17 protein-coding genes and 1 pseudogene are annotated in these 20599 nt (G+C 54.1%); 9 read left to right on the top strand and 9 right to left on the bottom strand.

Annotated elements, in window-relative coordinates; all coding sequences use genetic code 11:
* Positions 1-344: 344 nt before the first annotated feature.
* The 3 genes from J8G15_RS06805 to J8G15_RS06795 all read right to left on the bottom strand — a co-directional run bounded on the left by J8G15_RS06805 (position 345) and on the right by J8G15_RS06795 (position 3702).
* Entirely contained in the window at positions 345-1712 is a 1368-nt protein-coding gene (locus J8G15_RS06805) for an integrase family protein (RefSeq protein WP_210546753.1), read from the bottom strand.
* 502 nt (positions 1713-2214) lie between these two features.
* A complete protein-coding gene (locus J8G15_RS06800; protein WP_210546752.1) occupies positions 2215-2436 on the bottom strand; it encodes a TIGR02450 family Trp-rich protein in 222 nt (73 codons plus the stop codon).
* A gap of 123 nt (positions 2437-2559) precedes the next feature.
* The gene (locus J8G15_RS06795) at positions 2560-3702 is read right to left on the bottom strand and encodes a zinc-binding dehydrogenase (protein ID WP_210546751.1); all 1143 of its coding nucleotides are present in this window, start codon (positions 3700-3702) and stop codon (positions 2560-2562) included.
* A 370-nt stretch (positions 3703-4072) separates the two neighbouring features.
* Between J8G15_RS06795 and J8G15_RS06790 the strand changes: the two genes are divergently transcribed.
* From J8G15_RS06790 to J8G15_RS06780, 3 genes are all read left to right on the top strand, one after another.
* On the top strand, positions 4073-4516 hold the full coding sequence (locus J8G15_RS06790) for a LexA family transcriptional regulator (protein ID WP_210546750.1): 444 nt from the start codon (positions 4073-4075) through the stop codon (positions 4514-4516).
* A gap of 10 nt (positions 4517-4526) precedes the next feature.
* On the top strand, positions 4527-5825 hold the full coding sequence (locus J8G15_RS06785) for a Y-family DNA polymerase (protein WP_210546749.1): 1299 nt from the start codon (positions 4527-4529) through the stop codon (positions 5823-5825).
* Between the two features lie 290 nt (positions 5826-6115).
* Entirely contained in the window at positions 6116-6634 is a 519-nt protein-coding gene (locus J8G15_RS06780) for a 3'-5' exoribonuclease (RefSeq protein WP_210546748.1), read from the top strand.
* 1092 nt (positions 6635-7726) lie between these two features.
* On the opposite strand, the gene J8G15_RS06775 is transcribed toward J8G15_RS06780, so the two are convergent.
* The 6 genes from J8G15_RS06775 to J8G15_RS06750 are packed head-to-tail and all read right to left on the bottom strand — an operon-like array spanning position 7727 to position 13823.
* Positions 7727-8905 carry an amidohydrolase gene (locus J8G15_RS06775; RefSeq protein WP_210546747.1) on the bottom strand — a complete coding sequence of 393 codons (1179 nt, stop codon included), beginning with the start codon at positions 8903-8905 and terminating at the stop codon, positions 7727-7729.
* The gene (locus J8G15_RS06770) at positions 8902-10134 is read right to left on the bottom strand and encodes an MFS transporter (protein ID WP_210546746.1); all 1233 of its coding nucleotides are present in this window, start codon (positions 10132-10134) and stop codon (positions 8902-8904) included. The genes J8G15_RS06775 and J8G15_RS06770 overlap by 4 nt, the downstream gene beginning before the upstream one ends.
* Positions 10131-11276, bottom strand: a complete 1146-nt coding sequence (locus tag J8G15_RS06765; protein ID WP_210546745.1) for a PLP-dependent aspartate aminotransferase family protein — start codon at positions 11274-11276, stop codon at positions 10131-10133. The genes J8G15_RS06770 and J8G15_RS06765 overlap by 4 nt, the downstream gene beginning before the upstream one ends.
* A 42-nt stretch (positions 11277-11318) precedes the next feature.
* The gene (locus J8G15_RS06760) at positions 11319-12092 is read right to left on the bottom strand and encodes a MetQ/NlpA family ABC transporter substrate-binding protein (protein ID WP_210546744.1); all 774 of its coding nucleotides are present in this window, start codon (positions 12090-12092) and stop codon (positions 11319-11321) included.
* Positions 12093-12129: 37 nt separating this feature from the next.
* The gene (locus J8G15_RS06755) at positions 12130-12807 is read right to left on the bottom strand and encodes a methionine ABC transporter permease (protein ID WP_210546743.1); all 678 of its coding nucleotides are present in this window, start codon (positions 12805-12807) and stop codon (positions 12130-12132) included.
* The gene (locus J8G15_RS06750) at positions 12807-13823 is read right to left on the bottom strand and encodes a methionine ABC transporter ATP-binding protein (RefSeq protein ID WP_210546742.1); all 1017 of its coding nucleotides are present in this window, start codon (positions 13821-13823) and stop codon (positions 12807-12809) included. The genes J8G15_RS06755 and J8G15_RS06750 overlap by 1 nt, the downstream gene beginning before the upstream one ends.
* 733 nt (positions 13824-14556) lie before the next feature.
* Between J8G15_RS06750 and J8G15_RS06745 the strand changes: the two genes are divergently transcribed.
* The 6 genes and pseudogenes from J8G15_RS06745 (at position 14557) to J8G15_RS06720 (ending at position 20570) form a co-directional block, all read left to right on the top strand.
* Positions 14557-15147, top strand: a complete 591-nt coding sequence (locus J8G15_RS06745; RefSeq protein WP_210546741.1) for a TetR/AcrR family transcriptional regulator — start codon at positions 14557-14559, stop codon at positions 15145-15147.
* Positions 15148-15705: 558 nt separating this feature from the next.
* Positions 15706-15921, top strand: a pseudogene (locus tag J8G15_RS06740) (integrase); the annotation flags it as partial.
* Between the two features lie 351 nt (positions 15922-16272).
* Positions 16273-17379 (top strand): hypothetical protein, encoded by a 1107-nt coding sequence (locus tag J8G15_RS06735; RefSeq protein ID WP_210546740.1) that lies wholly within the window; start codon positions 16273-16275, stop codon positions 17377-17379.
* Positions 17380-17416: 37 nt separating this feature from the next.
* Positions 17417-18275, top strand: a protein-coding gene (locus tag J8G15_RS06730; RefSeq protein ID WP_210546739.1) for an IS5 family transposase whose coding sequence is annotated in 2 segments (ribosomal slippage) — positions 17417-17817 and positions 17816-18275 — 861 coding nt in all. Because the reading frame shifts where the segments join, the coding sequence is not laid out codon by codon here.
* 68 nt (positions 18276-18343) lie between these two features.
* A complete protein-coding gene (locus J8G15_RS06725) occupies positions 18344-18607 on the top strand; it encodes a hypothetical protein (RefSeq protein ID WP_210546738.1) in 264 nt (87 codons plus the stop codon).
* Entirely contained in the window at positions 18591-20570 is a 1980-nt protein-coding gene (locus J8G15_RS06720; protein WP_210546737.1) for a hypothetical protein, read from the top strand. The genes J8G15_RS06725 and J8G15_RS06720 overlap by 17 nt, the downstream gene beginning before the upstream one ends.
* Positions 20571-20599: the final 29 nt, after the last annotated feature.

Below are 20599 nucleotides of genomic sequence, written 5' to 3'. Positions count from 1 at the left end.
CATTTTCTATGATTCCACAATGAAAAATTATCAATTTACCACCAAAATGTTTGCGACAAAAAAACGTAAATCTTGTTATTTTGACGTTCTCCAAGTTGCCAAGCTTGTTGGGCCGGTAGCTATCCAAGATAGGCTATGTATCCAAGATAGGCTATGTATCCAAGATAGGCTATGTATCCAAGATAGGCTATGTATCCAAGATAGGCTATGTATCCAAGATAGGCTATGTATCCAAGATAGGTTATGTATCCAAGATAGGTTATGTATCCAAGATAGGTTATGTATCCAAGATAGGCGATGTATCCAAGATAGGCCGTCCGGCGCACCGCCAAGTAATGCGTTTGTCAACCAGGCGCGAAGGAAATCCCTGCCTGTTCCAAAATCCAAGCCTCCATTCGCTCATGGTGAACCCGCAGTAGTTCCAGCGGGCGCACCTTGTAATGCTTTTCAGCCGTGGCGCTCGGCTTGTGGCCTTGTATCTGCGCCACAACCCCGGCAGGCACTTCCAGCCACTCGGTCAGGCTCGAAAATGACCGGCGCAAGCCATGCAGGGTAAGCCCTTTAAGGCCCGCAGACGTGCAGGCGCGGGTGTGTGGGTTGTTGGGCTCGGTCAGGCAACCGCTGGCACTGGTAGGGCTGGAAAACACCCAAGGGTTAGCAACTGGATTGCCTTTTTTGTCTTTCATCGTGCGGCGGGGCAGTGTGGCCAGCAGGTGCAGCATGTACGGCGTTGCCGGTATCTCGCGGTTGCCCTCCACCTTGTCGCGTATCCTGACTCCCTTCCACTGTGTGTTCACGTCCTCCCATCGCAGCGCCAGCACTTCGCCCGGCCGGGCACCAGTCAGCAGCATCATTTGCAGGCAGGCGGAAATCACTGGGTTTTGAAGTTGTTGCACGGCGGCGAACCACACGCCTAGCTGCTCGCGCTGCAGCACGTCCGATTTGGTTCCAGCCTTACCCAATGACTCACGGGCCTTCTTAGTCTTGGCTGGGTTCTTGGCGGGCAGTAAGGAGGCATATTCGGGCTGTTCAAAGCACCACGTCAGAAAGACGGTTAGCAGCCGCCAGGCAAGGCGAGCAGATGATGCGCGGGTTTTCCCTTCACTGGCGGCCCAGCGTTCAATGGTCCCTTGATCGAGGTCTTTCAATGCCATCGGCATCAACGCGGCCAGCGGCCCCGGCGTGGTCAGTTGTTTGCCACCACCACGGCGGCCAGACGGTAAGCCCCCGGCCTTGGCCTTGTCAATATGGTCTCGGTAGTGCAGGTCACCCCAATATGGCTTTCGCTCTATCAGGTAGGCGGTCCAGACTTCGCCCACGGTCAGGGCTGCCACCCTGTCGGCTTCCACCTTGGCAACAGCGGCGGCCTGCTTTTCAACGGCGGCGGCTTGTCGATCGCGCTCTACCTCGCGGGGGTCTGTGCCAGCATCCAATGTCACGCGCAGTCGGCGCGCTTCATTGCGGGCGGCGTCAATGCTCCAGGCGCGAACGTCCCCGATGGTGCGCCGTATGGTCTGCCGGTTCAGCTTGGCCTCAAACACGAACGATTTAGCGCCAGCAGTAGTTACACGCACGCGCAGGCCGGGCGCCTTGGTGTCACGTAGGAAGGCTTGAGTCCTATCGCTAGGGCAGGTCAGGCGCTCGATTAAACCGGCTGTCAGGTCTTGCGCTTCGCTCAGGTCTGGCGCTTGGTCTTTGGGCGGTCGTGCCATCATTTACCTCTTAATGACTTGCTGGTCACTCCATGTAGCCACCATGTAGCCAAATTTACACTATTTTGATGAATATCAATCAACGACTTAGCTGTTTACTTGTACAGTGCAGTGTGTTTAAGATATTGATTTCTATAGATTTTACTACTCGAATCAACAAGGGGAAATATAAAAAAGTCAGGATTGTGATTCCTGTTGTCGTGGGTTCGAGCCCCATCAGCCACCCCAAGTAAAGTAAAGAAAGCCCGCTATTAAATAAATAGCAGGCTTTTTTGTTTTGTGCCACCTGTAGGCAATCTGTAGGCAACTTTCCCGAATGCAGCGCCAGCATACGCTACAGCGATAGCGATACCACCAGTTGCCGCATGCGCGAGACCATTAGCATGCCGCAGGCAAAGTCCAGTGCTGCCTGCAGGATGTGTCGTTCTTACCAGTTGGGCTTCATGTGTTCAGGTGTTGTGGAGCATTGTCGAGAAAATTACTGCGAGCACAGCAGACTGCCTCAGACCCACCCTTGCTTCCACTGAGATGCGTCACGCAGATCTCGCCATGCAAGGCGGATCTGCTGCTTTGAATACACCGCTTCCAATTCAACCCATTCAATCGCAGCCTCGGGCAAATCGGGCTCGATCACCTTCGACACGAGAAAGTGCTTGTTTTTGGCGATGGGCTTGACGGCTGTCCACTTGGAGAGCAGCAGCTTCTTGGGGTGTAGTGCGTTCATTTGTTCGTCTGGTTTACTGGGCATCGCCGTGGGCTAAAAGGTCAATGCCCAAGCCGATGCCGTACTAGCCGAAACGCAATCGAATCGGTTGATGGCACTGGTTAGCTGTTAAACCGAGCAGGTTCACGTCTTGTGAGGGTTTATCAGGTACTTCGTTCCAGTGGAGCGCTGACCGTAAACGGCAATCGCGTCCAATTCCAGGGCTTCGGCCAAAGAAATTTCTTTCGAATAATTGCTGGAAAATGTGGTTTTCAATTCTGCCGCGACGCGCTGTTTAAGCACCTGCACAGCAGGCTCGCCCAGGCGCTGCAAAAATGGAAAGAGTAACCAGCCCCCCATGCTCCATGCGAAGCCAAAGTTGCGCACGAATTCTGTCGGGCCCGTATCCAGCCCGCCATAGATGTAGACCTGCTTGAGCGTGGTTGAGCCGTACCGGCTGTACTCGGCGGCAGTGCTATTGAGCGCTGCCTCCATACAGGTCAGGATTTGGCCTGCCAGCTTGCCGCCACCTGTCGCATCAAAAGCGATGGTAGCCCCTGTATTCACCAGCGCCTGGGTCAGGTCTGACATGAAAGTGGGCGAAGAGGCGTCGCACACGTATGGGGCACCCAGGCCCTTTAACAGGGCCGCCTGCTCAGGCTTGCGCACGATGTTGACCAGGCCAATTTGGTCTTTGATACAGATCTTGTTGAGCATTTGTCCGAGATTCGACGCTGCTGCGGTATGCACCAGTGCCTTATGACCCTCCCGGCGCATGGTCTCGACCATGCCCAGTGCGGTCAATGGATTCACGAAGCAGGATGCTCCATCGGCTGAGGTGGCACCTTCGGGCAGCTCGAGACACTGGTCAAACTTGATGGTGCGGTATTGGGCATACATGGCGCCGCCCAAAATTGCCACCGTCTTGCCCATGAAAGCCTTCGCCGCCGGGGAGTGGCCTGTTGCCACGACAACACCAGCGCCTTCATTGCCCACCGCCATCGATTGCCCCACGCGGGCGACCATGCTGTTCATTGCGCGTTCTGGGATGCGCATGGTGACCATCGGACTACTTTCTGTCCCCGATGCTTTGGCACTGCTCAAGTCTGCCGCTCCAAAGAGCAGACCAATGTCCGACGGATTGATGGGCGTGGCCTCGACGCGCACCACCACTTCGTCGGGGCCGGGCTGGGGAGTCTCAACACTGACGAGAGACAGTTCTAATTCACCGGTGGCTTTGACCAGTGAACGAAGTTGCAGGCCGCTGAGATGGGAAGGTGTTGTCATTGCGCGCTCCGTGAGGTGATTCTTCCAAGCAGCATAACGGCTCTTGGCCGGTAAACACCGTGACCGCTACTGCGTAGGGCTGTCCAATGGAATTCGCTTGGTTAGGCCAGTTTCAGTTTCGAGTCAATCCTCAATCAACAAACAGATGATCGTCTGATCCCGAGGCAAACCTGATTCTGGTCTTCCAGTCACACCCTAAATCCGGGGCTTCTTACCAAGTTACCCCCACGACCTGTGGTCTAAGCTGTGGATAAGTCATTGAACAACTGTTCGATGTGGCGCCAGTGCTAGGCTTGCGGGCTGCGCTTAAAAAGAAGGCAGTGGGTGATGACACGGGGTGGGATACTATGCTGTATAAAACAACAGTCATATGTCGCACGCCATCCTAGACCTCCACACGCCTGTCCCAATTTCCCAGGCCCCACTCTGGGTAAATGCACTGCCATGCCGGATCACGGCTGGCTTTCCCTCGCCTGCCGAGGACCATGTCGTGCAGCGGGTTGACTTGATGGCGCAGTTGATGCGCCACCCTCAGGCCACCTATTTGCTGCGGGTGCGTGGTGAATCCATGATTGAGGCGGGCATCTTTGACAACGATGTGGTGATGGTGGACCGTGCCATCACGCCGCGCTCCGGGCAGGTGGTGGTGGCCGTGGTTGATGGCGACTTTGTGTGCAAGACCCTGTACCAGCGCGGCGGGCGCATCAAACTCAAGGCCGCCAACCCCACCTTTGCCGACATCACTCCCAAAGATGGCCAGACGCTGGAAATCTGGGGGGTGGTGATCGCCGCCATCAAGCAGTTTCGCGTCTGAGTGCTGCCCCATGTACGCCTTGGTGGACGGCAACAACTTTTACGTGAGCTGTGAGCGCGTCTTTCGCCCCAGCCTGCAGGACCGACCAGTGGTGGTGCTGTCCAACAACGACGGCTGTGCTATCGCTCGCAGCAACGAAGCCAAGGCCCTGGGCATTGCCATGGGGGCACCCTGGTTCAAGATCAAGCACCTGGCCGACTCTGACGGGTTGGTCGCACTGTCGGCTAACTTTGCCCTGTATGGTGACTTGAGCGACCGCATGATGAGTCTCGCCGCCGGCCTAGGCCCGCAGCAGGAGATTTACTCGATTGACGAGTCGTTTATCGACATGACGGGCGTGCGGGGCGACCTGACGGTGCGCAGCCACAAGATACGCTCGCGCATCCTGCAGTGGGTCGGCATCCCCTGCGGCATTGGCATTGGCGCCACCAAGACTTTGGCGAAGCTGGGCAACTACGTGGCCAAGACCGCCGAACGCAAGCCCGGCAGCTATCCGGAGCACCTGGCCCAGGTCTGCGACCTGAGCGCCTTGGCGCCGACTGAACTCGATGCCGTGTTGGCCGCCACCGCGATCAACGAAGTCTGGGGCGTGGGCCGCCAGCTCAGCAAACAACTCAATGCTGCAGGCATCACCACGGTGCTGAAACTGGCCGGACTGGACGCAGCCATGGTGCGCAGCCGCTGGGGCGTGGTGGTGGAGCGTACCGTCCGGGAGCTGCAGGGCACGTCGTGTATCGAGCTGGAGCACGCACCCAAGCCTAAGCAGGAGATTGCCTGTACCCGCTCCTTTGGTCATCCAGTGACCGAGTTGGCGGACCTGAATGAAGCCGTGACAGACTTTGCCAGCCGGGCAGCGGTGAAACTTCGCAAGCAAAGAAGCCTGGTCAGTCAGGTGCTGGTATTCATTCGCACCAGTCCATTTCGCCAAGACGCTCAATACAGTCGCTCCACCACCGTACCGCTGCGCCGGCCCAGTGCCGACACCGCCGTGATCGTCACCGCTGCGCTCAACGGGCTGGCGGCCATCTACCGCCCTGGATTCAAGCTGGCCAAGGCTGGCGTCATGCTGCTGGGCTTGCAGCCTGACACGGTGCAGCAGGGTGAACTGGCACTGGAAGAAGATGAGGAAGAAGACCGGGGGCGGTTGATGACAACCCTCGATGGCCTGAATCTGCGATACGGCCGGGGCACCGTCCTGCTGGCCAGTGCCGGACTGGCGAGTGACAACCGGGTTTGGGCCATGAAGCAAGAGCGGCGCACGCCCGGCTACACCACCTGCTGGGCGGATATGCCGGTGGCACGGGCTTAACGGATTTTTTGAACGGGTTGTGGTTTATTGAGGCGGGCTTTGAGCGGTCGGCAATCGGGTGGAAACGGTCATTGACGGTGAGGGCTGCAACTTCGACATTGAGGAAAAGTGGTCGCAACGAAGGGCCAGTAAACCACTGAAAGGACAGGGGCACACTTTGATGTACTGCAGGGCGGTGAGAAGATATGACAATTAAAAAAAACATCTTCGGACTTATGGCATAAACCAGTCCAAAATTTCTGCCGCACCTCTGCATGTCAAGATTCAAACGGCGCCAACAAATCCGAGCCATGCTAGTTTTCCTTGACACCGAATTTACAAAATTCGCCCGACCTGACCTCATCAGCATCGCGCTGGTGAGTGAGGATGGACGCGAGTTTTACGCCGAGCGAACCGACTACTACCCGCAGGATTGCAGCGACTTTGTGAATGACACCGTGCTGCCCTTGCTGGGCCGCGTGCCTGATTCGGCTTGTAGCCGTCCACAACTAACCGACAGGGTGCGGGAATGGTTCAAACAGTTGCCAGAACCCGCCACTGTTATTTATGATTATGAGTGGGATTGGAGGTTGCTGGCTGTCGCCATGCTTGGGCGACCTCACAGTAAGCCGCCTAATGACTTCGCTAAACAGCTGTATCTGGACAGTCATACCATCACGCACCCGGTATTTGAGCAGGCACTAAACCAAACCTACACCAAAGACTGGCCCCCACACCATGCTCTGGCCGATGCGCGGGCGCTGAAGGTTGGCGACCATGCTTGGCGCACCTTCATGGAGCCCATCCAGCGGATTGAGACGTTATCCTGAGTTTGTAAAAACTCAGGATAACTATGGGCAACGAACGCAAAGATTGGGAATCTAAGAGTCAATGCTACGACCGGTCCAACATCATGATGCTCTTTCTGGATCTCGACGGTGTGACCACTCCGAACCAAATGCTCATGAAGCAGTCTTCAAACAACTGCCTTTGATCGAATCCGTCGTGCGGTAGATCGTCAACGTTGAAATTGTCACCAGACCGACTCCTTTGGGCCAGTACAGCTCACTGCCAACAACCGGCCGTTCATGAACTTCGGCATCGTGCCCAAAGCCGAATTTCATTTCGGCGAAATGCCTGCCCGATACCGGTCTTAGAACCCAACATGGAAAACTCACCGGATTAACCGCGGAGTTCCATATAGCCGCCCTTCAATTCACCTCGACTGAATCATATTGCTGACATTGGCGGCGTAAAGAACGTTGACAGGAGTGCAGCGTAACCGGTCAGACAACTAGAAACGGCGAGTACCCGTTTTTGGGCCTATGCGGGTGCGTGTTTGCAGCGAATCTTGCCCAGATTGGTGATCGGACTGGAGTGTCTGGCTGCCTTGCTGGAGAAAGCCTTTGGTTTGCTCGGCGCAAATTCACACAAACGCAGACCCGGTCGAAAATCAGCAAGACCAAATCTACATATCAAACCTCATCCAACCATGGCTTACAAGGGGTGAGGCTTAAGGTCGAGGCATTGCCACGCCCACCCGGGGCGCAGCTACCAGTCACTGCGCGATTTTCCCAGGCTTCCCTCGGGTTACTTCGGCATGTTTTTGCTAGCTATCTGCCGCCGTTGTGGTTCCGAGTCATGGACCCACGGGTGGTTGAGGCCGTCCATCGGGACATTGAGCGCATCAACTTTCTGCCCTCTAAGCGCCAAGCCTTAATTGAGCGCTTCGCCCTACCTCCCGCTTAGAGCAGCGCTCCTGCCTCTCAGTTCAACGCTGATTCCGTTGGGGGGGGGGCCACAATCGAGAACGCGGCGAAAACGTTCTTACCGATTCGCCAAAACCCCAACGCGCGAACGGCTGCATCCAATCAGGGTCACATTCATGTCAGGAAATCCTCTCCATGTCGCCTCCATTCAAACTAGATGATCTCTAGGAAGCAATTCAAGGCATAGCCCACATGCAGCGCAGCCCCTTTGTGCAAAACAGCTTCATCAATATTGAAACTTGGGTGATGGTGCGGAAAGTTCGCGCCACAGCTTTCATTTTGAACGCCAATCAAGGCCATTAAGCCCGGATAAACGTCCAGAAAATCACCAAAATTCTCAGACACCATGAGCGAAGGGTGCGTGATCAAGTGATCTGCCCCAAATAGTTCCGTCACTGTCTTTTCCGCACGTTGGCTGGAGCGCGCCTCGTTAAACAGCATGCCGCCACCGCGCGAGATTTTTATTTCAGCTTGGGCACGGTACGTGTCTGCCGTGTTTTGGACCACCCGGCGCAACGCTAACTGCAAATGCGACTGATCCGCTTTGTCTGTGGTCCTGATGGTTCCGGCCAAAACCGCTTTGTCTGGAATCACGTTCCCCGCGTCTCCGCTATGCAGTTTGCCAAACGTCAGTGCAGTGCCATGGGTGGGGTCGATCTCACGTGAGATCAGATGGGACGTGTTCATGACAATCGATGACGCGACCACAATAGGGTCGATGCCTCTCTGCGGAGTCGCCCCGTGACAACCTAGCCCTTGAATCAGGATTTCGAAAATATCACACGCAGCCATTCGAGGACCTGATTGAACGGAAAATTTCCCACTCTCAATCTCTGACCACAAATGGATAGCAAATGCACTTTTGATGGGGAAGGGTGCCAACAGCTTCAAAATGTCTGCCGTGCCGCCCCCACGTTCCTCTGCTTGTTGAAAACACAGTTTGACTGTGCCATTCATCTGACTCTTGATCTGCTGAAAGACCTTCGCGGCACCCAGCAACATCGCGACATGACCGTCGTGGCCACAGGCATGCATGACGCCTAAATTCTTTGAACAATAGGCCAGGTGCTCGTTGTTTTCCCTGATGGGTAAGGCGTCCATGTCGGCACGCAAAGCCACCATCTGTTGCTTACTATTCCCCTCAATCGTGGCGACTACTCCATAGTCACCAGCCAACTCAAAAGGAATGCCGAGTTTTTTAAGTTCCTCCTGTACCAATTGAGAGGTGGCCTGTTCCTTGAAGGACAACTCGGGGTTAGCGTGCATTTTGCGCCGCATATCCACCATGTAGGTTTGAAAGGTTTCAGAAATTTCCGCGATAGATTCGTTCATGTTGTGTTCCTCATCTTTTCCAAATTAACCCACCGCGTCGACCATCGTCGTTGTAATAGGGGCCACATGCCCACCAATCCCAACACCGGTCCGGGCAGCAATATCCACACGGCCTTCGCTCCTAAAACTTCCACAAAATGAAGAAGCGTTGTGATGCTGACAATGGTGATTAAAAACCCGATGCTGTTTTGTATCGCCAGTGCACTGCCAACCCATTGCGCAGGGCAACTTCTGGCGGCCATGGAGGAGAACTGCGGTGAGTCGGCGACCACAAAAAATCCCCATGCAAGAAGCACAAAAAACCGAAGAAAGCCCCATTCTGGGTTCAGCAAGGGGTAAATCAGACACAGCAGACCAGAGGCAAACAGGGCTGCTGCGGCCACATAGGCGCTGTCGAGTTTGAGACTCATTCGTCCGCCAGACACACACCCCAGGAAGCCCACGGAAATTCCAAAAAAACTGACCGAAGCCACCGTTGCCGGTACACCCCACGGGGATTGCCCCGCCGCACTGATCAGCTCTTTGGCCAACCAAGGCAGCACCGCCCAAAAAGCATAGAGCTCCCACATATGGCCAAAATAACCCAAAGCGACCGCCCGAAAATCCGCGATTTTGAACACGCTAAATGCGCGGCTGAAAGAGCTTCCTTGCTGGCCGGTGCTCCGCTGCAAGTGGGGGCCATCGCCTAGAAAAAATACCAGAGCTGCCCCCACCAATGCCAAAACAGAAGACACCTGAATCACGGCCTGCCAGGGCAAACTGGCGCCCATGGCGCGCACCCCATAAGGCAATGCGGTGCCGAGGGTCAGCATGCCCACCAGCAAACCCAGGGCCGCCCCCGACTTGTTGCCAACCCAGCCGACAATCATTTTCATGCCCAGAGGGTAGATTCCAGCCAAGCAAAAACCAACGGCAAGACGAAGCACCAAGCCGCCTTCGTAGCCAATCCATCCGCCGGAGAAAACGCCATTGATGACAGCCCCCAGCATGCAGGAAATGGCAAACACCCGGCTGGTGGAATACCGGTCGGCCCAGCCAGAATATGCCAGCCAAAGGGTGCCCAGAATGAAGCCCGACTGAGTGGCCGCAATCAACCAGGCGAACTGGGCAGGCCCGATGTGCCAAGCCAGCATCAGCTCATCGGCCGCACTATTCGGGCTAAACCACAGCGAGGTGCCCAGCCATTGGGCTAATACGATTAGCCCAACAGCCCATCTCCGATGGTTCATGCGCAGTGCGTCAGCGCAGAATTCAAGTCGTCAATCAGATCATCCGCGTGTTCAAGCCCAACGGAGACGCGTAACAAACCTTGTGGCGTCTTGCTCTCAGGGCCTTCAATCGAGGCACGGTGCTCAATCAAGCTTTCAACCCCGCCCAAGCTTGTGGCACGGGTAAAAATTTCCACATGGGCGGCCAACGCCATCGCGGCGTCTTTCCCCCCCTTGACCTCGAACGAGAGCATTCCGCCAAAACCAGACATTTGCTTGCTGGCCAGCGCATGGAAAGGGTTGCCTTGGAGGCCGGGGTAGTGAACCACGCTGACCTTGTCGTGCGCATGCAAAAACTCCGCCACCTTTTGCGCATTGGCGCAGTGCGCCTGCATGCGGTAGGGCAACGTAGGCAAGCTGCGCATGACCAGCCAGCAGTCAAAGGGCGAGGGCACCGCACCACCAAAAAGTTGAGCCGTGCGCAACTGGGCAAAGTGATCGTCATTCAGCCGTGACACCACCGCGCCGCCCAGCACATCGCTGCGTCCGCCAAGGTACTTTGTGGTGGCGTGCATCACCATATCGCATCCCAGTTCCAGGGGTTTCTGCAAAATGGGGCTCGCAAATGTGTTGTCAGCAATGGCGCGTGCACCGTGTTGATGCGCAATCTCTGCGATGGCCGTGATGTCAACACATTGCAGCAGCGGGTTGGACGGCGTTTCGATCCAGATCATCTTGGTCTGCGGCGTTAAAGCACTGCGCACCCCGTCCAGATTTGTCATGTCAATGAATGACGCCGTGACTTTCCATTTGGCGAACAGATGTTTCAACACATTGGCAGTACCGTGATAAATATCAGCCGGCGCAATGATGTGATCCCCCGGCATCAGGCCCTGGAAGATGGCAGTCACTGCTGCCAAGCCCGATCCAAATGCCGCGCTTGCCTCTCCGCCTTCAAGTGCTGCCATGGCCGCTTCGAGGGCGTTGCGGTTGGGGTTGTGATTGCGTGAGTACAGAAAGCCGCGCGAGTAACCGCCATCGGCGTCCCGCTCAAAGGTGGTTGAAAGATGGATCGCCTCGGTCACAGCGCCCGTGCCCACATCGACGGAGTGGCCGGCGTGTACCGCCAGCGTTTCAATTTTGTATTGTTTTTCAGGATTCATGATTGACTTGAGTTTCTTTTGTCGTTTAAGTGTGGGAATCGATTAAAACGCGGGGACCAAACTGCCCTTGAAGCGTTCAAGGATGAATTTTTTCGATTCAGGTGAGCGCAAAGCAGCCACCAATTTTTTCATGGCGGGACTGTCCTTATTGTCAGCGCGCGCAGCGAGCAAATTGACGTAACTAGACTGGCCTCCTTCTAGGAAAAGCGCATCTTTGCTGGGATTGAGTTTGGCTTCCAATGCAAAGGTGGTGTTGATAACGGCAAGATCCACTTCACCCAAAACCCGAGGCAGCATAGGTGCTTCGAGTTGTTTAATTTTGATATTTTTCAAGTTTTGTACAATATCTTTCTCAGTTGACATATTGTTTTTAGGATCAGTCAATTTAATAATTTTGGCCTGATCTAAAAGCTGCAATGCACGACCGCTGTTCACGGCGTCATTGGGGATGGCAACCACAGCGCCATCCTTCAAATCTGCAATATTGGTGATGGACTTTGAATAAGCACCAAATGGCGCGATGAGAACATCGGCCACCGCTTGCACCGACGCACCACGGCTCCGGTTGAATTCATCCATATAGGGCTTGTGTTGGAAGAAGTTGGCATCCAGTCGTTTTTCAACGAGTTGGACATTCGGCTGAACGTAATCGGTATAGACCTTGATGTCCAGATCCACACCCTGCTGCAAGAGCATCGGTTTGAGATATTCCAGTATCTCTGCATGCGGTGTGGGACTGGCGCCCACAATCAGTTTGTCAGCAGCGTGAGCCATCATAGAGGCACCTAATACGGCGGCAAGTAATAGCTTTTTCATAAATTTCCTTGATAAGTAAAAAAGTAAATAACAACTCTCAGCGACTAAAGTGTGTAACCAGTTTGTCTCCCGCTGTTTGGAGAATCTGGACCAAGATGAGAAGCAGAATGATAGTGATAAACATCACATTCAATTGAAAACGCTGGTATCCATAGCGAATGGCCAGATCCCCCAATCCGCCGCCGCCCACCACACCCGATAAAGCGGTGTAAGAGACCAGCGCAATGGCCGTCACTGTGGCCGCCGCGATGATGCTTGGCAAGGCTTCTGGCAGCAACGCGCTAAACACGATTTGTCGCACGCTGGCGCCCATGGCCACAGAGGCCTCAATAATGCCGTGGTCCACCTCGCGCAGTGCGGTTTCGACCAGTCGCGCAAAGAAAGGCGTTCCTCCAACCACCAGCGGTGGAATCGCGCCTGCAACGCCGAGTGACGTGCCTGTTAGTAAGACGGTGACCGGTATCATGGCAATAAGCAAAATCACGAAGGGCAACGAGCGCAGGATATTCACACCAAAAGACACAGAAGCATAAATTTTGGGAGAAGACAGTAGTTTTTTGGGGCTTGTTAGAAATAACAAAATACCAAGCGGCAAACCCAGCAGCAATGTGAGTGACAACGCGCCCGCCAGCATCAAAAGCGTGTCAATAGAGGCCCAGCCAATATCTCCCCAGGCGACACCGCTCGACATGAGATTTTGAAAAAATTCCAACATTAAAAATTCTCCTCAACTACGACACCTGAATCAGTGAGTTTTTGTATGGCTGCCCCTACCTTGTCGGCATCTCCAGTGATGGACACCGTCAACTGTCCGCAAGGCGTTGACTTGATCTTTCCAAAACGCCCATTGAGGATTAAGAAATCGACGCCGCACTCTCTGGCAATCTGGGTAATGACAGGCTGATCCATCGATCCACTCATGAAGGTGAGGCGCCTGACGACGCCTTTGGCCGTCTGGTTGGCGCCTTCACTCAATTCGTCGTCGGTTAAGTTTTCGGCTTCCAACACAAAGCTGCGGGTCGTCGGGTGTTGCGGGTGTAGGAATACCTGCGTCACCGGTCCGTTCTCCACAATCTTTCCGCCATCAATCACAGCGACGCGATCACAAATGGTTCTGATAACGTCCATTTCGTGCGTGATGAGAACAATAGTCAAGTTCAACTTTTCATTGATCTCCCGGAGCAATTGCAAGATGGATCGCGTTGTTTGCGGATCGAGTGCGCTGGTTGCCTCGTCACATAAAAGAACACTTGGCTTGTTCGCTAACGCTCGGGCGATGCCAACGCGTTGCTTCTCCCCTCCTGACAGCTGCTTGGGGTACTTGTGCTTGTGACGACTCAAGCCGACCAACTCGAGCATCTCGTCGATGCGGGCATCAATTTTGGCGCTATCCCGCTCTCCTGCGATTCGGATGGGAAAGGAGATGTTTTCTGCGACCGTTTTGGAGCTGAGTAAATTGAAATGCTGGAAAATCATTCCAATATTTCTTCTGAAATTTCTTAACTCGAGCGTGTCATATTTCAGTATTTCTTTCCCATCAACAGTGATGTCACCTTGCGAGGGGCGTTCCAAAAGATTGATGAGACGGATGAGTGTAGACTTTCCAGCACCTGAATGTCCGATGACACCAAATATTTCGCCTTTTTTAACAGAAAGGTCAATTCCGCTTAAGGCGGGAATAATCTTATCCTTAACGGTGTAACTTTTATGTATATTTTTTAATTGAATCACAACGACCTTTTATTTTAAGTATTAATTAAAATACTTATATTAACAATAATAAAAACTAACGACCGACTGATTGGTCCAGCTTGTTGAAAAAGTGATCATCGAATTCAGCTCAACGAACTTGCTTGAAAGCGTCATCTCTCTCAGGCCATTGCATGGTTTCTGAATCGCCATCTCTACTTGAGTCATCATTTCCAAGCGGCCAGTGTGCGCGATTTTGCAAGCTCGCATTGACCCTGACACAAGTCGGATGCTGTGAGCTCATCGTGGAAAGTCTCTCGGTCAATGTGTCAGCACTGGGCATGAAATGTTCCGCAGTCGATGTTTTTACCTATGCAAGAGCTGTGCCAAATACGGGATCATCGTGCGTTGTTTCCTTTTTTTGATCAAGACTGCAGTAAGAATCCAATGATCTACTTGTCGCCATCAGTCATTCATTTCTAGGTCTACTTTCCATCCTTCAAGCAAAGGATGGACAAAGTCTTGGGATCGGAAAAATTAATATTTATCAAGTGTTCAAAACAGACTGATCGGTACAGTAACCGTCCCATCCCTGAAAGTCAAACAGTTGGTTATCAGTGTTTTCCCTAGGCTTGAGTTGCCCTCAATGCTTAAAAATGGAGCTAAAGAACGGTCAGGGATGTACTTTTGTTGGATCGCTTGACGCAACTTGTTGCCTTTTGCTATTTAAACCCGTTCATTCACCTCAATTTCGCCACAACATCAAACGACACCCATGACACAAGAAGACCTGTCACAGCGAAAAAAAATACTGAAAATAGCCGCTAAGTTGTTTGCGTTGAACGGCTATCACGCGGTGGGTATGACCGAGCTCCAAGAGGCTGTTCAACTGGGGCGGGGAGCGCTTTACCACCACATTCACAGCAAAGAAGACCTTTTGTATGACATTGCGCGAGAATACATTGCTGACTTGGTAAGTTTCAGTGTTTGCGCCAGTGCGGAGCCTGACCCTCGGGAGCGCATCCTCAAACTGGGGAGTCATCTGGTGATGAAAATTAGCTCTCATCAAGCGGAACTCACTGTTTGTTTTCGAGAAGTCAATTGCCTGACTGATCCTCGACATTCCGAGGTGATGGGTCTCCACCTTGCCTATGAGAAAGCCTGGCGAGAAGCCATGATTGAGGGCGCAGAAAAGGGCTACTTCAGACCCTACGATCCCATCGTCCTCAAAGGTGTTTTGGGCATGTACTTCTACAGCTATCTATGGATTCGTACAGATGGCCCTTTAGGCCCGGAAATCATTGCGGACCGCTTCAACGATATGGCGCTTCGAATGCTCACACTGGAGCGTAAAACTAACCAGTAGGATCTGTATTGCCGCTTGTAGCTGCACAGTGTCAGTTCAAAGGCTCCACATCATCTATGTTCGTGCGTCACAATATACGTTTGACTGGCAACTTCCTGTCTTGGGCTGTCGCTAGCGTCGGTCAACTATGCTGCAACTCCTGTGCTTGGAGCCGGTAAATTGAAACTCCAGACCTGACCCGCTGCAGCGGTCTACGTTACCCAGTTTGATTGGCCGATGTATGCACTGCGCTAGCCCTGCGTTTTCTGTACATTGATTGATTGACGACGAAGTGGTCGCCTTGGAGCCCAAAAGACAGACCGAAGCCTGCGTGTTGTGAGAGGGATGGAATGCATCCCCTTTTCACGCCGATCAGATTCGAACCGAATATGGATCAATTGTGGATATCGATCCATATTGCCTCCATATTGCCCGCGCAGACTCAAGGTTGTTGCAGCAGGTGGACATGCCTCCCGCTGCGATCGATCATCCGGCTGGTCTGTTTTCTTCGATGCGGCTTGATAAACAGCCTTTCGATGCTTGGTCCGCCGCTCTCCCATGTTAATGAAGGACACAGCAATTGTGGACAACTGGGTGCAGCAGATTGGTCTTGACTCCTCTGCATACGGAACCCATTCCATGATACGCACCAAGGCATCAGTCATCTACCGGCGCACCAAAAACCTACGCGCGGTGCAACTTTTACTTGGTCATGCCAAAATTGAAAGCAGGGTGAGGTATCTGGGAATCGAGGTTGATGACGCCCTGGAAATGGCCGAGGATACAGAGGCTTGAGGCCACTGAAAACTCATGACGGGCTAACAATCTGGCGCTGGCGGCAGCTTGGCAATGTGTCATCGCGCTCAGCCGCTGGGCGTCAGCTTTACGGCAGGCAGTTTGAGGGGTTAATCGCAGCGGGCTATGGGTAAGCAGCCACCCAACACTTTCCACCGCACGTCTCTTTAAGACACGTTGCCGCCATTCACAATAGTCAGCTTGCGGGTTGCACAATTCATCGTATGTCACAAGCCGTTCGTGGCCCACCACAGAAAAACACGTTGAACCTCTGCAGGCTGGAGATTTGGAAGTCGGCAATGGTCTATTGCAGAGTGCGATACTTTGCACAACAATTAATCTTTGGTTTGCATGACAACTAGCTCGCCACACTTTTTCTTTACCGCACCATGGGAACCGGTGTCAGTGCGCCGTGGCGATGCGCTCGGTTTAGGGGCTCTGGCCGATCAATTTGCCAACGCGGTGGCACCCGACTTGAGCAACCGCATCAGCGACGGGCGCTGGGTCACGCTGTTGGCTTGGAGTCTGGTGCAATCACAACAGGCTTTTCAGGCCAGCGGTGGGCGATCGGTTGTGACGCGCCAAGAACAAATCCAGCGTTACGCCTGGCTGCGTCCGCTGGAACTGCTGTGCGTGGCACGAACTATCAACCTGCTCAAAGCAGATACGGAAGACTGGAAACAGCGACCTTTGTCCGGGCGGCGACGTGTCGCGCCTTGGGTTGACGGCAACATGAAAGCAGACCGGTTTGGCATGACCCCTAAGCAATTTCAGGCCTACCGTCAAACCGGCCCTTACGGCGGCTACCGGCGGGCGTTTCGCAAATGGCCAGGGCTGACCACAGGTGACGGCTGGACACCTGGCCCGCAAAGCGAGGCACTGTCACGCTGGCTCGATGACAAACTTAAAGGCGCACGCTTGCAACTTCCCGATGATGTGAGCCGCAGCGCGAAATTGGCACGAAACAAAGAGGGGCGTGACAGCGAAAACAAGTGGTGGATCGCACATTGGAAAAATTTTGGCCAAGCGGCTCAAACTGGCAAAGCGGCTGAGCTCAACACGCTGCCACGCCAGCGTGGCGACTTCTCTGAGTTGCCGGAGGCAGCGTTACTTAAGCCGCTCATTTTTGGAAACGATACAGCGGGGAAAAAGCGGTTGACAATCGTGAAGTCCATAGCCAAGTCCAGCGCTATCGACCATGCGTCGCTGTGCCAATATCTGAGCCAGCACTTCAGCAGCGAACCAACGATTGCCCGCCTGGCCACTTTTCCAAGCCTGGCAGATGCGGGTTTGGATGCCATGAATTACATCAATGACGTGCTCAAGCGTGAGCCCAAGGTGGGGTTGGTTGAAGTTGCTAAGGGCAGTGCGGCCAAGGAAGTATGTAAAGCGCTTCAAGCGGCGGCACAGGCTTGGCTGGAGCTGCAGGCGAAGAACTTATCCGTAAATAGTGAATAATGGCTCCCCATGCGCGATGACCGCGCGTGGAGGAAAGATGGCAAAGGTAAAGGCATGGGAAGTCACTGATGAGTTTTGGAGTCGTGTCGAGCCACTGATCCCTGTGCGTCAACGCATTGCAGATCAAGCCTACACCAGAAAGAGCGGGGGCGGACGTAGGCCCAAAGATGCCCGCTTGGTATTTGAAGGCATCGTGTTTGTTCTACGCACAGGTTGCCAGTGGAAGGCCCTTCCCTCGGAGCGTTTTGGTAGTGCCAGCGCTGTCCATGCCCGTTTTCTGGAATGGGAAAAAGCGGGGGTCTTTGAGTCTCTGTGGAAACAAGGTCTTGCTGAGTACGACGAGTTTGAGGGCATCGCCTGGCGTTGGCAAAGTATCGACGGGGCAATGATGAAAGCGCCAATGGCACAGGAGAGCGTGGGACCTAACCCCACGGATTGGGGGAAAAAATGGGAGCAAACGCCATTTGCTGGTGGACGGTCGTGGCGTCCCGTTGTCGCTCGTCGTGACCGGGGCTAATCGGCATGATGTTTCCCAACTAGAGGAAGTGCTCGATGCCATCATGGTTGAGCGCCCCAGTCCACCCATCAGGCGCCACAAACACTTGTGCGCAAATGCTGGCTATACCGGAGCACCCGCTCTGAAGGTCATAGAAGAGCATGGCTACATCCCCCATGTCAAAGGCCGAGGACAAGAGGCCAATGAACTCAAGCGTACCCCCGAGAAGAAAGCAAGACGCTGGGTTGTCGAAGTGGCACACAGTTGGTTCAACCGATTTCGCAAACTACTGGTGCGATACGAGAAGCTTGATCGCAGCTTTCTGGCCTTGAACCACTTGGCCGCATCCATCATGGCGTTTCGCAAGATCAAGTTGGAGGTAAACATTATTTACGGATAAGCTCTAAGCCAGAAGCGCGAGCAACAACGCTGCGCCATGCCGATGCCGCAGACCGCTTTGCGCAAACCATGGCGGCCAGCGCTGTGCCGCTGGAATGTTTTCGCCAGTTGCTGCGTCACCACGAAACCTACGGCGGTGGCTTGCGGTGGTTCATTTTGCGTGACGCACACATTGAAGCCCGCACCCTGTCAATTGGCGAGGCTTCACGCTACGGATTTCGCTTGTGGGCTTTGTGCCGCTTGGCGGTGCAATGCGGTGTTTTGACCAATATGCCTAAGTCCCTGCATATCAATATTGAACCAGACAACGACGAACATGACGATGCTCAATGACACTGGTTTTGGCTGGCAGACGCTGATCAAATCTGTCGCACCGCAAGGCTGTGCCTTGGCGGCAGCGCTGTTGACGACCTATGACCGGGCCGAGGCGCGTTTGCTAGCCGAAACCTTGCTGCCAGAGTGGCTGGCGCTTAGCCACATGCCGGGTAATGCTGATGCGCTGGACCAGGCCAGTTTTTCACTTGAACTGGATGCCAGGCTGAAAATTTTGCATAACCGCATCGTGGTGGTTTCATCGACTGTGCGTGAAGACTACTTTGATACAGATGTTTCCGCCGCTGCTGTTGATGAGGGGCTGTACCCCTGGATCTGGCGCTCAATCCGGCAGCTCACGGTCGGGGAAACTGGTCAAGCCGTGCAGCACGCCAAACTTTGGCTACTGCATTGGACGCATCCAGAACAAGGTGAATACCTCGAAATCATTGTCTCATCGACCAATCTGACACGCTCCGCGTTCAAAGATCAAATTCAGGCAGCCTGGCGGGTTTGCTTGCCACTGCAGCCCAAGCCGTCAAAAGCCAGGTCAAGTGCTTGGGGCGTTTTGCCCGGCTTCGTGCGCGCCTTGGCCGATTCTTGCGGAGATGCCACACAGCTTGACCGCTTTACTGATCTGCTGGCACGCGCTGACCCTCCAGCTGGTGCCAGTTTTATTGCCAGTGTGCCTGGCAAGCATGCGTCACGCGCGCAGTGGGGTGCAGCCGGTTTGCGCAGTGCTACCCCGCCCGGGAGAGGGGCGGTCAAGGTGTCGATCCTGAGCCCGTTTGTTGGGGCCTGTTGGGCTGATTCCTTGGTGCAATGCTGTGCCCAGTTTGAAGGCACACCGGCACAACTTTCTTTGGCCTGGATCGAAAAGGCCCATCCGTGGGAGGCAAACTGGCACTTGCCCGCAGCATCGTTTACGCAATTGGTGGCGGCTGGCAGCACTCTATTGCAGCTCACATTAGTGCCTGGCAATGACAAACTGTCTGATCATTTTCATGGCGAGCATCACAGCAGCGACGTGCGCTGGAATCATGCCAAGCTGTATGCCTTCCAACGTGGCAACTCAAGGCGGCTGTTGTTGACTTCGGCCAATTTCAGCCAGGCAGCGTGGGGCAAACAGGGCGCCAATCGGGAATTGACCATTGACAACTTTGAACTCGGGGTTTGTATTGCGCAGGCCGCCTGGCCACTGGGTCAATTGGCCACATTTTCCACGCTTGAGAATGTTGCCACTCGTACTGTCAAACTGACTCGGGGTCGTTGTCTGATTACCTGGGCCGAGGCCTCATGGGACGGCAAACACATCCGGCTTGAATGCAAATGTCAGTCGGGGCTGACGGGCGAGGTTTTGAGTCGCAAAGCCCCGCTGAAAATAGCACGGTGGCAGTCTGGCAGCGGTTCGCTGTTGTCAGCACAAATACCCTGGGAAGATGCCAAACACTTGCCGAGGACGGTGGCACTTCACTGCGAGACTGAAACCTTGAATGTGCCGATCTTCGATATGCGGGAACCCCCAGCGCGGGAATTGTCGTTTCCAGAGGAAATCTCGGATGCCGACTTGCAAGAGCTTAGTGACCAACTGCTGCTGGAACGCTACGGTGGCAAAGCGGTGACTGCGGATGAGACTGACGATGCGACCGACTTCAACAACCCTGTCGCCGATGATCACGAAGCCACGGGCAGTGACGGCACGCCTGACCAGAATAATGATACGCCTGGTGATGCCGCGTCAGCCGATAGCTATGCCGTTGCAAGCTTTGTACTGACGCGTCAGATGTTGGACATTGTTGACAACTGGGCCAAATTGGTGACGCAAGCTAGGCAGGGTTCCAGCGCTTTCATATTGGATGGTTTGCTGCGCGATGGCAACCTACTTATGGCTGCATTCACTCGAAAAGCCAGTGCTAAAAGCGGAATAGGTGCGCGGCTTGCAGCCGAAGAATTAATATTACGTCTGAAACATTGGGATCAATGAACCATGATGCCTATCGATAGACTAAGCAA

This window comes from Rhodoferax sp. PAMC 29310 (assembly GCF_017948265.1).
Taxonomy (GTDB): domain Bacteria; phylum Pseudomonadota; class Gammaproteobacteria; order Burkholderiales; family Burkholderiaceae_C; genus Rhodoferax.
The sequence above is the reverse complement of the archived record's forward strand: the minus strand, read 5'-3'. Positions and strand labels throughout refer to the sequence as shown.

Coding starts and splice junctions, on each gene's coding strand:
- J8G15_RS06745 (WP_210546741.1), top strand. CDS start 14,557: ATGACACAAGAAGACCTGTCACAGCGAAAAAAAATACTGAAAATAGCC.
- J8G15_RS06800 (WP_210546752.1), bottom strand. CDS start 2,436: ATGAACGCACTACACCCCAAGAAGCTGCTGCTCTCCAAGTGGACAGCC.
- J8G15_RS06770 (WP_210546746.1), bottom strand. CDS start 10,134: ATGAACCATCGGAGATGGGCTGTTGGGCTAATCGTATTAGCCCAATGG.
- J8G15_RS06790 (WP_210546750.1), top strand. CDS start 4,073: ATGTCGCACGCCATCCTAGACCTCCACACGCCTGTCCCAATTTCCCAG.
- J8G15_RS06720 (WP_210546737.1), top strand. CDS start 18,591: ATGACGATGCTCAATGACACTGGTTTTGGCTGGCAGACGCTGATCAAA.
- J8G15_RS06735 (WP_210546740.1), top strand. CDS start 16,273: ATGACAACTAGCTCGCCACACTTTTTCTTTACCGCACCATGGGAACCG.
- J8G15_RS06755 (WP_210546743.1), bottom strand. CDS start 12,807: ATGTTGGAATTTTTTCAAAATCTCATGTCGAGCGGTGTCGCCTGGGGA.
- J8G15_RS06760 (WP_210546744.1), bottom strand. CDS start 12,092: ATGAAAAAGCTATTACTTGCCGCCGTATTAGGTGCCTCTATGATGGCT.
- J8G15_RS06725 (WP_210546738.1), top strand. CDS start 18,344: ATGGCGGCCAGCGCTGTGCCGCTGGAATGTTTTCGCCAGTTGCTGCGT.
- J8G15_RS06765 (WP_210546745.1), bottom strand. CDS start 11,276: ATGAATCCTGAAAAACAATACAAAATTGAAACGCTGGCGGTACACGCC.
- J8G15_RS06805 (WP_210546753.1), bottom strand. CDS start 1,712: ATGGCACGACCGCCCAAAGACCAAGCGCCAGACCTGAGCGAAGCGCAA.
- J8G15_RS06795 (WP_210546751.1), bottom strand. CDS start 3,702: ATGACAACACCTTCCCATCTCAGCGGCCTGCAACTTCGTTCACTGGTC.
- J8G15_RS06785 (WP_210546749.1), top strand. CDS start 4,527: ATGTACGCCTTGGTGGACGGCAACAACTTTTACGTGAGCTGTGAGCGC.
- J8G15_RS06780 (WP_210546748.1), top strand. CDS start 6,116: ATGCTAGTTTTCCTTGACACCGAATTTACAAAATTCGCCCGACCTGAC.
- J8G15_RS06775 (WP_210546747.1), bottom strand. CDS start 8,905: ATGAACGAATCTATCGCGGAAATTTCTGAAACCTTTCAAACCTACATG.